A 9,537-nucleotide genomic window follows, 5' to 3' on the forward strand; every position below is an offset into this window, starting at 1 on the left:
GACTTAAAGTTGCTGGAATCGATATTAACAGAAAAATGTTATCAGAAATCGCTATTCACGACGCAGCAGCATTCACAAGCATTTGTGAACAAGCCAAAGCAGCTTTAGCTAAATAATTAGAAATAGTTAAAAAGTTACTTGCATAATTTTGCAGGTAACTTTTTTGTTTTTTTTTATAGAAATATAGATTGATTAAACTAGTAAGTTAAAAAAATGATAAAAAATTAGTTTTAATTATTAGAATTGACCCAAATTCCTAAATTTAATAAAGTTCACTTGAGAACTCATAGAGGTAGTGGTTTATTGATACCTAAATTCGCTTTATAAAAGCTTTTTAGATATCTAATAAACTGTGTGTGGGTGACTCTACAAAATCTTGTTTCTCCGAAATCGCGATTTTTCAGTCACTCCCTTTTTATAATAAAACATCATAGAGAGTCATAATAGGCTCTTTAAGGTGTTTTATTGATTAATATACTATTTTTCTAGGATTATTTAATCTATGAAGCTTTGCTTGAGCAATTTCATTGTATACTTCTTCACGTCTTTTTTCATATAATAAAATAGCCCATGTATACCATAATAAATCACAAAACTGTAAAAATACATCTAGTTTCTTATAATTACATTCTTTATTACTAAAATACGCTTTTAAGAAGGTAATTGTTTCCTCGTAGTTTAAATCATTTTCTGATATAAAACTCGCTATATCGAAGTAATAATCATTATATCCTGCGTATTCAAAATCTATTAAATATAATTTATCTCTTGAAAATAAGAAATTACCTTCAACTAAGTCATTGTGACATAATCTGTCAGGTTTATAGAACTTTTTAAAGTCATCTATAATGTGTAAGTATTGATCAAAAATATTCTTTTTTTCATCTATTTGGTTATAATAATTATAAAATTGTTTAACAGGATCAAATATATGCTCAGCTTGAAATTTTTTCGAATGAAAGTTATTAAGAAGTTTTCCTATTCTTATGATACTTGATAATTTTCTTTGTGAAATAAATGTTTTCGGATTAGGTTGAAATTCTGTAATTAGATTATCATTATTGAAGAATATTGGTTTAAGAAAGTAATCTTCATTAGCTAGAAGACTAATAGCTTCTCTTTCGTTATTTTTATTTACAATATTTGTAGAATCTTTAGAAGTTCTGTAGAAATATTTATTGTTGTTCGTTGTAATAATGTAATTCTTATTGGTGATTCCATAGCTTGTTTCTTCTATAGCGAGAATCTTTTCATTTAATATTTTTTCTAATTTTTCTAAACTATACATAAGAATATCCTCCTTTTTTCTGAAATACATTTTATCTTTCCACTTTAATTATATAATAAAGACTTAAAAGTTTAAAGAAAAACGATTACATTATAGGAGGTGACTCAAAAATCGTGATTTCGAAGAACCAAGATTTTGTTGAATAACTTTCCGCAGTGGGTTATTAGATATCTAAAAAACTTTTATAAAGTGAATTTAGAAACCGATAAACCACTGCGTCTATGAGTTCTCATATTAACTTTGTTAAATTTTAGGACTTTTTGATTAGTCTCATTTTATATTAAAATACTATTTTTTTTTATAATATTGAAAAGAATATATTAAATACATTTTAGGAGTTTGAGGAGTATTTTTTATGTGAACTTAAATGTGTGCTAATCTTTAAAAATAGCTGGTATAAATAGATATTTTTAATTTAAATAGTGTAAATAAATGGTGTATTGTTGAAAAAAATCAAGAAATTTGATATAATTGTAATGTATAAAATATATTTATATACATAAAGTTTCATTTTTAAATATCATAGGAGGTGTGAAATGAAAGAAGTTTTTATTAATAGTGAGTATATTACATTAGCTCAATTCTTAAAATTAGAAGGATTTATAGGTTCAGGTGGAGAAGCTAAATACTTTTTACAAGATGTAGAAGTCGAGCTTAATGGAGAGTTAGAGAACAGACGAGGGAAAAAATTATATTCAAATGATGTAATAAAATTAGAAGGAAATGAATTTATAATAATTAATGAAAATTAAAAGTTTAAAATTATTGTACTTTCGAAATTATTTATCTACGAATATAGATGCACATCCCTCGCTTAATGTTTTAGTAGGAAACAACGCGAATGGAAAAACTAATATTATAGAGTCTATTTTTTGTTTAGCACTTGGGAAAAGCTACAGAACAAAAAGTGATAGTGAGTGTATTATGTTTGGAGAAGCTGCCACGGCGATGTCGTGTGTAGTTAGTAAAAATAATAAGAATCTTGATATTATGTTAGGTATTAATAATAAAGGTAAAAGCGCTAAGATAGCAGGTGTTAAGAAAACTAAGTTAACTGATTTTGTTGGAGAGCTTAATGTTGTTTTATTTTCTCCTGAGGATTTGCAAATAGTTAAAGGATCTCCAGCTCTGCGCCGCGAGTTTATAAATAGAGAATTTTATCAGTTTTCACGTATTTATCATAAATATAACCTAATGTATCAACATCTTTTGAAACAACGTAATTCATATTTAAAAGATATGAGAAAAAATCCAAAAGATGAGATGGCTTTAACATACTTAGAAACTCTTACCTCACAACTTGCTAAAGTAGCATTGTATATTACGAAAGAAAGAGTGTCGTTTGTTCAAGATATTTCGAAGTTAACATATGAAAATATGTTAAATATTTCAAACGGACAAGAAACTTTAAAAATAAGATATAAAAGTTCTGTTCTAGAGGCATTGAATATTAAAGATACAGATGATGAGGCTTTTACCGAAGAAAATTTGACGAATATTATTATGAGAAAATCTTTTGATGATATTATGCGTGGAAGTACAAAAATAGGACCACAGCATGATGATTTAGAATTTTATATAAATGACCTTGATGCTAAAATGTTTGCCTCACAAGGGCAACAAAGAAGCATAGTATTATCACTCAAACTCGCTGAAATTAATTATTTAAAAAATAAGACGGGGACTTATCCTGTCCTACTTTTGGATGATGTACTTAGTGAGTTAGATAAAAATAGACAACTGAAATTATTAGATGCAATTAATGAAAATGTACAAACATTCATTACGACACCTTCAATATCAGATATTAAAGAAGATTTATTGAAAAAAGCTAAAGTTTTCAAAATAGAAAGTGGAAATATTAGTGAAATAATCTAGAAAATTTATTTATGAATTTACAAAAATGAAAGGAAAAATCATGGTAGAAAATAAAAAAACACAAGAATATAATGCCGATCAGATTCAGGTCCTTGAAGGATTAGAAGCTGTTAGGGTAAGACCAGGTATGTATATTGGTTCTACATCTAGTAAAGGTCTACACCACCTAGTATGGGAGATTGTAGATAACTCAATAGATGAAGCCTTAGCTGGATATTGTAATACAATAACAGTAGCAATTGAAGAAGGAAATTGGATAAGAGTAGAGGATAATGGTCGTGGGATTCCTGTAGATATTCAAGAACAAACAGGAAAACCTGCACTTGAAGTTATCCTTACAGTACTACATGCCGGTGGTAAATTTGGAGGCGGCGGATATAAGGTATCTGGTGGTCTTCATGGAGTTGGAGCCAGTGTAGTTAATGCTTTATCAACTAACTTAGAAGCATCTGTTCATCGTGATGGGAAAATTCACAGTATGAAATTTGAACGAGGAGATGTAGTTCAAGGTATTACTGTAGTAGGAGATACTGATAGAACGGGAACAACTATTCGTTTTAAAGCAGATCCAGAAATCTTCCAAGAAACAACAGTATATGAATACGATATTTTAAGAACACGTATTAGAGAACTTGCTTTCTTAAACAAAGGAATAACAATTATTCTTAAAGATGAAAGAGCAGGACAAGAAAAAGAAGAAACTTTCTGTTATGAAGGTGGATTATTAGAATATGTAGAGATGTTAAATGAGAATAAAGATGCTTTGCATGAAGCTATCTATGTTCATGGTGAGATGGAGGGTAAAGAAGTAGAAATCTCAATGCAATATAACACAGGATATTCTAACAATGTCTTAAGTTATGCCAATAACATTAACACTCATGAGGGTGGTACTCACGAAAGTGGATTTAAAACTGCACTTACAAGAATAATTAATGCTTACGGTAAAAAGAATAAACTTATTAAAGATAAAGAATCTTTAACAGGGGATGATGTTCGTGAAGGGCTTGTTGCGATTATCTCTATTAAACATCCAAATCCACAGTTCGAAGGACAAACAAAAACAAAATTAGGTAACTCAGAAATGAGTACTATTACTAACAAGCTATTCTCTGAAGAATTAGATAGATTCTTATTAGAAAATCCGAAAACAGCGAAAATAATCGTTGAAAAAGGTCTTCAAGCATCACGTGCTAGAATAGCAGCGAAGAAAGCTCGTGAATCTACACGTCGTAAAAATGCATTAGAATTTACTAATCTACCAGGGAAACTTGCAGATTGTTCAAGTAAAGATGCAGCTGAATGTGAATTATTCCTAGTCGAAGGGGATTCTGCGGGAGGAAGTGCAAAACTTGGACGTAATAGTAAATTCCAAGCTATTTTACCACTTAAAGGTAAAATTCTGAACGTAGAGAAAGTAAGAATTGATAAAGTACTAGCTAATGATGAAGTTCGTTCGTTAATTACAGCTATTGGTATGGGTATTGGCGAAACATTAAACATCGATAAACTTCGTTATCACAAAATCGTTATTATGACCGATGCCGATGTCGATGGAAGTCACATTAGAACATTATTATTAACATTCTTCTTCAGATATATGAGAGAATTAATCGATGCAGGATATGTATATATTGCTAGACCACCTCTATACGGATTAAAAGTAGGTAAGAAAGAATTCTACTGTCATACAGAAGAAGAATTGAAACAAAATATTGAAGAACATGCTGGAGATAAAAAGTATACTGTTCAACGATACAAAGGTCTTGGAGAGATGAACGCAGAAGAATTATGGGATACAACAATGGATCCAGAACACCGTTTAATGTACCAAGTAAGTGTTGATGATGCTCAAAGAGCAGATGCTGCTTTTGATACATTAATGGGTGAAAAAGTAGAACCAAGACGTAAATTTATCGAAGATAATGCTCTAAATGTTATAAACTTAGACATTTAGTAAAGAAAGGATAGAACATGGAAGATAATAAAAATAATATTACCTTAAGAAACATAACGACTGAAATTGAAAATTCATTTTTAGATTATTCAATGAGTGTTATTGTATCACGTGCATTACCTGATGTACGTGACGGGTTAAAACCAGTTCATAGAAGAATACTATATGCTTTTAATGATTTAGGGTTAACATATGATAAACCTTACAAAAAAAGTGCCTTCGTTGTAGGGGAAGTTATGGCGAAGTATCACCCACATGGTGACTCTGCAACTTATGGAACAATTGTACGTTTAGCACAAGATTTCAACAGTAGATATCCTCTTGTAGATGGTCAAGGGAACTTTGGTTCTATTGACGGAGATGGTGCTGCTGCGATGCGTTATACTGAAGCTAGAATGAGTAAAATAGCTTCTGAGTTACTGCGTGATATTAACAAAGATACTGTTGATATGCAAGATAACTATGATGGAACAAAACAAGAACCAAAAGTATTACCGGCAAGAATTCCAAACTTATTAGTTAATGGAAGTAGTGGTATTGCTGTAGGTATGGCGACTAATATTCCACCACATAACTTAGGTGAGGTTATCGATGGTGTAATCGCATTAGCAGATAACTCTGAAATAACAATTGCTGAATTAATGTCTAAAATTAAAGGACCTGACTTCCCAACAGGATCATTCTTATTAGGACGTAGTGGGATAGTTAAAGCATATACAACAGGACGTGGTTCTGTAATTATGCGTGGTAAAACTGAAATTGAGCAAATGAAAAATGGTAAGGAAAGAATCGTTATTACAGAAATTCCTTATCAAGTAAACAAAGCAAAATTAGTTGAAAAAATTGCTGAATTAGCTCGTGATAAGAAAATTGAAGGTGTTACAGATCTTCGTGATGAAAGTAACTTAAAAGGTATCAGAATTGTAATTGAATTACGTCGTGATGTTAACAGTAACGTAATTTTAAACAATTTATACAAATTAACACCATTACAAAGTTCATTTGGTGTTAACATGATTGCTCTTGTAAATGGAGTACCTAAGTTATTAAATCTTAAAGAAGTACTTTATCACTACTTAGAGCACCAAAAAGAAGTAGTAGTAAGAAGAACTAAATTCGACCTGAAAAAAGCACAAGCTCGTGCCCACATATTAGAAGGTTTAAGAATTGCTTTAGATAATATCGATAGAATTATTAGCTTAATTCGTGGTTCTCAAACTGCTGAAGAAGCAAAAGCAGGACTGATTGATCAATTTGGGTTAACTGAAATTCAAGCTCAAGCTATCCTAGATATGCGCTTGCAAAGACTTACAGGTTTAGAACGTGATAAGATTGAAGAAGAATATAGTAAACTTATGGAACTTATCGCTGATCTAGAAGATATTCTAGCTAAACCAGAACGTGTAATTCAAATCGTTAAAGATGAGTTATTAGAAGTTAAGGAAAAATTTGGAGACAAACGTCGTAGTGTAATTATTGAAGGACAAGTAGATCAAATTGAAAACGAAGATTTAATCGAAAAAGAACAAATCATAATTACTCTATCTCATAACCAATATATTAAACGTCTTGCTGCAAGTACTTATAAATCACAAGGGCGTGGTGGACGTGGAGTAAATGGAATGACTACAAATGATGAGGATAATGTAGCTTATATGCTAAGTTGTTCAACTCATGATCATATCTTATTCTTTACAGATAAAGGTAAAGTTTATACTCTTAAAGGTTACGAAATTAACCAAATGAGTCGTCAATCTAAAGGTATACCTATTATTAACTTATTAGAAATTGAAAAAGAAGAAAAAGTAAATTCTATTATTGCAATCTCTGATTTACAAGAAGAAGATACAAACTTAATCTTCTCAACTAAGTATGGTATCATTAAGAAATCTAAATTAGGAGATTACGCAAGTATTCTTAAGAAAGGTAAGATTGCTCTTAAACTTGATGATGATGACTCGTTAATTGATGTTCAAAGAATTACTGATGATCAAGATATTATGATTGTTACAGCGAATGGACAAGCAATCAGAATTAATGCTGAAAAAGTTCGTACAATGGGACGTGTAAGTCGTGGAGTTAAAGGTATTACACTTTCTCCAGATGACTACGTAGTAGGTATGGAAGTAGTTGATGAATCTAAGAAAATTTTAACAGTAACAGAAAATGGTATTGGTAAAATTTCTAAATCTACGGAATTCAATGTAATTAACCGTGGAGGAAAAGGTGTTAAAGTAGCAAAAGTTACTAAGAAAACAGGTAAAATTGTAGCGGTTAAATCAATCGCAGGAAATGAAGATTTAATGATTATGACTGACCAAGGAATAATTATAAGAATAGATGTTTCTACAATCAGTACACTTGGAAGAACTGCAACAGGTGTTAAAGTAATTAACCTTGTTGATGATCAAAAAGTAGCAACTGTCACACTGGCAGCCAAAGAAGAAAGCTATGAAGAAGAATAGAATTAAATAGATGAAAAAATAGGATAACTTTGTAAATGGATATTGTAAAAATACTATTTATAAAGTTTCCTTTTTTTATTATTTGAAAATGTAAAGTAACACGTAATATTTTTCCAAAAAAGATAAGATATAAAAATTATAATATACTGAAGTTTTAGAAAAAAGTTAAATCAAATAATTAGTTGCTGTAAAATAAGAACGATTTCAAGAGGAATTAGAAAAAGTTAGTAAAATAATTAAGAATATAAAAAAAATAGCTAAAATTCATTGTGTTATTGTGAAAAAAGTTTTATAATGGAATATGTAGTTAAAACTGATAAATATGCTTTATTAGTAAAAATCTTATCAAGGAGTAACTAAATGCAAAATACAAGATTAGAAAGCAATGTAAATGAAAATATTATACAAGAGGAGATTCAAATTCTTACAGAAATGCTATTAAAAGCAACACAAAAAATGATTTCTGAAGATACATTTGAAAAAATTGTAGAATTAAAAGCATTAGCTGATGAAAAAAATTATGACAAATTAAATCTTATTATAAAAGATTTGACGCAAGAAGAGATGGAAATTGTTGCAAATTTCTTTTCAATTTTACCATTATTAATTAATATAGCAGAAGATGTTGACTTAGCTTATGAGGTAAACTATAAAAACAATATAGATGAAACATATGTAGGGAAGCTTTCTGAGTCTATTAAAAATATTAAAGATAAAAATATCTTAGAAAATATCAATGTAGTACCGGTACTTACAGCTCATCCAACACAAGTTCAACGTAAAACAGTTCTTGATTTAACAGAAAAGCTACACACATTATTAAGAAAACACCGTGATGTGAAAAATGGTTTAATCAATGAAAGAAAATGGAAAAATGCAATCCAGAAACATATCGAAATATTAACGCAAAGTGATATTATTCGTGAGAAAAAATTAAAAGTAGCTAACGAAATCACAAATGTATTAGAATATTACAATCTATCATTTATTAAAGCAATTGCAAAATTAATGACTGAGTATAAATTATTATTAGAAGAAAATAATATAGAATTAAAAAATGAAACTCCAATAACAATGGGAATGTGGATTGGTGGAGACCGTGATGGAAATCCATTTGTAACTGCTGAAACATTAAATTTATCAGCTATGAAGCAATGTGAGCTTATTACAACGTATTATATTGAAAAGTTAAATAGTTTATATAGAACATTCTCAATGTCATCTCATGTTACTGAAGGAAGTAAAGAATTAGAAGAATTAGCAAATCGTTCACGTGATACTTCTGAGTATAGAGAAAAAGAATTATACAGAAGAGCGTTATCACATATTAAAGATAAACTTGAAAACACTAGAGAGTATTTATTACAAGATAAAGAAGCTGAGGATAAATATCTTACAGCAGATGAGTTTATCGCTGATTTAACAATAATTGAAAAATCATTGTTAGAAAATAAAGGTGAAATCTTAGTAACTGGAGAATTTGAAGAATTACTTAATGTTGTAAAAATCTTTGGATTCTATTTAGCAAGTATTGATATGCGTCAAGATTCAAGCGTCTATGAAGCATCAGTGGCTGAATTATTAAGTAGTGCTAATATTGAAAAAGACTATAGCTCACTAAGTGAAGAAGAAAAATGTGAACTTCTATTAAAACAACTAAAAGAAGATCCACGTCCACTAAGTATAAACGATGAAAATAAACAATCAGAAGAATTAAGAAAAGAATTAGCAATATTTAGAACAGCTAGAAAATTAAAAGACAAACTTGGTGATAATGTTATTAAACAAAACATTATTTCACACACAACAAGTGTCTCTGACTTATTAGAACTTGCAATTATGCTAAAAGAAGTAGGTTTAGTAGGAAGTGACTTTGCAAGATTACAACTTGTACCATTATTCGAAACAATCGAAGACTTAGAGAATTCATATGAAGTAATGGATAAATA

General features: G+C 29.6%; 6 protein-coding genes and 1 pseudogene. 6 read left to right on the forward strand and 1 reads right to left on the reverse strand.

Going from position 1 to position 9,537, the window contains the following annotated elements:
• A pseudogene (locus RWN11_RS05965) lies at positions 1-116 on the forward strand (50S ribosomal protein L20); the annotation flags it as partial.
• 353 nt (positions 117-469) lie between these two features.
• Here RWN11_RS05965 and RWN11_RS05970 read toward each other — a convergent pair.
• Positions 470-1,288 (reverse strand): choline kinase family protein, encoded by an 819-nt coding sequence (locus RWN11_RS05970; RefSeq protein WP_314160852.1) that lies wholly within the window; start codon positions 1,286-1,288, stop codon positions 470-472.
• A gap of 536 nt (positions 1,289-1,824) precedes the next feature.
• Here RWN11_RS05970 and yaaA point away from each other — a divergent pair.
• From yaaA to RWN11_RS05995, 5 genes are all read left to right on the forward strand, one after another.
• The gene (gene yaaA, locus RWN11_RS05975; protein ID WP_314160853.1) at positions 1,825-2,040 is read left to right on the forward strand and encodes a S4 domain-containing protein YaaA; all 216 of its coding nucleotides are present in this window, start codon (positions 1,825-1,827) and stop codon (positions 2,038-2,040) included.
• Positions 2,030-3,166: a DNA replication/repair protein RecF gene (recF, locus tag RWN11_RS05980; protein ID WP_314160854.1), complete on the forward strand. Its 1,137-nt coding sequence runs from the start codon at positions 2,030-2,032 to the stop codon at positions 3,164-3,166. The genes yaaA and recF overlap by 11 nt, the downstream gene beginning before the upstream one ends.
• 40 nt (positions 3,167-3,206) lie before the next feature.
• Positions 3,207-5,123, forward strand: coding sequence for a DNA topoisomerase (ATP-hydrolyzing) subunit B (gene gyrB / locus RWN11_RS05985; protein WP_399536111.1), 1,917 nt, complete (start codon positions 3,207-3,209; stop codon positions 5,121-5,123).
• A 17-nt stretch (positions 5,124-5,140) separates the two neighbouring features.
• Entirely contained in the window at positions 5,141-7,588 is a 2,448-nt protein-coding gene (gene gyrA, locus RWN11_RS05990) for a DNA gyrase subunit A (RefSeq protein ID WP_314160857.1), read from the forward strand.
• Positions 7,589-7,948: 360 nt separating this feature from the next.
• A partial coding sequence (locus RWN11_RS05995) for a phosphoenolpyruvate carboxylase (RefSeq protein WP_314160858.1) occupies positions 7,949-9,537 on the forward strand: 1,589 nt, incomplete at its 3' end.

It is taken from the genome of uncultured Gemella sp. (assembly GCF_963519265.1).
Classification (GTDB): domain Bacteria; phylum Bacillota; class Bacilli; order Staphylococcales; family Gemellaceae; genus Gemella.